The organism is Microbacterium sp. ISL-103, from assembly GCF_018613995.1.
In the GTDB taxonomy this organism is placed as follows: Bacteria; Actinomycetota; Actinomycetes; order Actinomycetales; family Microbacteriaceae; genus Microbacterium.
The window spans coordinates 1-1468 of the sequence record NZ_JAGGPD010000552.1 but is presented as its reverse complement, the minus strand read 5'-3'; the positions used below and the strand labels follow the sequence as shown (position 1 = coordinate 1468).

The window sequence follows — 1468 nt, the reverse complement described above, 5'->3', positions numbered from 1 at the left end:
TGGAGAGTCCGAGCGAGGGCAGCACTCCGAGCTCACGACGACGCTGCACTACCCCGATGGTCAGCAGGTTGACGAGACCGACCGCCGCGATCACCGCCGACACGGCGACGAGCACCATCATCACCGCGGCGAACGCGTCGAACGGCGTGAAGAACTCCGCCGGCGTCTCTCCCTCGACCTGTGCGATCAGCATCTGCTTGACCGACTCGAGGGCGACGGCGAACATCGTCACGAGGGTGACGCCCATGACCACGCCGATGGCCATGCGCGATGACCGCTCGGGATAGCGCAGAGCGTTCTCGGCGGCGAGCCTGGCAGTGGCGCTGGATCCGAACATCCGGCCCACCAGACGCAGCACCGGCGGCATGAAGAGCACGGATCCGAGCGCGAGCCCGGTGAACGAGAGAAGACCCCCGAAGAACGCGACGACGACGCCGAGCGGATGCACCAGCCCCAGAGCGACGCCCGCAGCGAGCAGGATCGCACCCGAGACCAGCAGCACCCAGGCGCCGACGTGGCGGCTGGTGCGCGAGACCTCGTCGTGCGTGCGCTCGACGGATCCGCCGATCGCCTGCAGGGGCGTGACGGTGAGGACCCGACGTGATCCGACCCATGCCGCAGCCCAGGTGGTGAGGGCGACGCCGATCACCGGAAGCGCGATGAACGGCTGCGCGAGGGAGAAGTCCTGCGGCACGTTCTCGATGAGTCCCGAGCCGATCTGCACGCCGACGGCCGCGATCGCGAGTCCGCCGGCAAGCCCCAGCACCGCCCCGATCACCCCGACGACGAAGCCCTGCGTGCCGACCTCGGACCGCTGCGAGCGCGCCGTGGCGCCGATCAGGCGCATCAGAGCGATCTGGCGCGTGCGTCCCGCGATGATCGTCGAGAACGTGTTGGCGGTCACGATCGCCGCGACGTACATCGCGACGCCGGTGAGCAGCACCGACAGCAGTCCCACGATGAGCGCCAGCGTCTCGCTGTCGCCGATGAAGGGGTCGGCCTGCAACACGGCACCGAGATAGGCGGTGGTCTCGACGAGCACGACGCCGAAAGCAGCGGAGAGCGCCGCCACGAGCACGCTCGCGCCCATGCCACGGTCGCGCAGCCAGGCCAGTCGCGGCCCTGTCGCCGTCGTCTGCGGCACGACGGTGCGAGCGACCGACTCGACGACGGCGCTCATGCCGCGACCTCGGCCGCGAGCATGTACGCCGAGATCTCCTCAGCGGTCTGGCGCGGGTGATCGGCGACGATCCGACCGTCTCCGAGGAACAGCACGCGGTCGGCGTGGCTCGCGGCGATCGCGTCGTGGGTGACCATCGCGATCGATTGGCCGTGTTCGCGGCTCGCGGTGGCGAGCAGCTGCAGCACCTCGCGGCCGGTCTTCGAGTCGAGGTTGCCCGTCGGCTCGTCTGCGAAGACGCGGTCGGGTTCGGTGGCGAGCGCTCGCGCGATCGCCCCGCGCTGCTGC

The 1468-nt window shown here is 70.1% G+C and carries 1 protein-coding gene and 1 pseudogene; both read right to left on the bottom strand.

What is annotated here, in order from left to right; all coding sequences use genetic code 11:
• Positions 1-1180, bottom strand: a 1180-nt coding sequence (locus J7E68_RS17530; RefSeq protein ID WP_215174757.1) for an FtsX-like permease family protein, incomplete at its 3' end; no start/stop codon positions are given.
• Positions 1177-1468, bottom strand: a pseudogene (locus J7E68_RS17525) (ABC transporter ATP-binding protein); the annotation flags it as partial. The gene J7E68_RS17530 and the pseudogene J7E68_RS17525, both read right to left, overlap by 4 nt.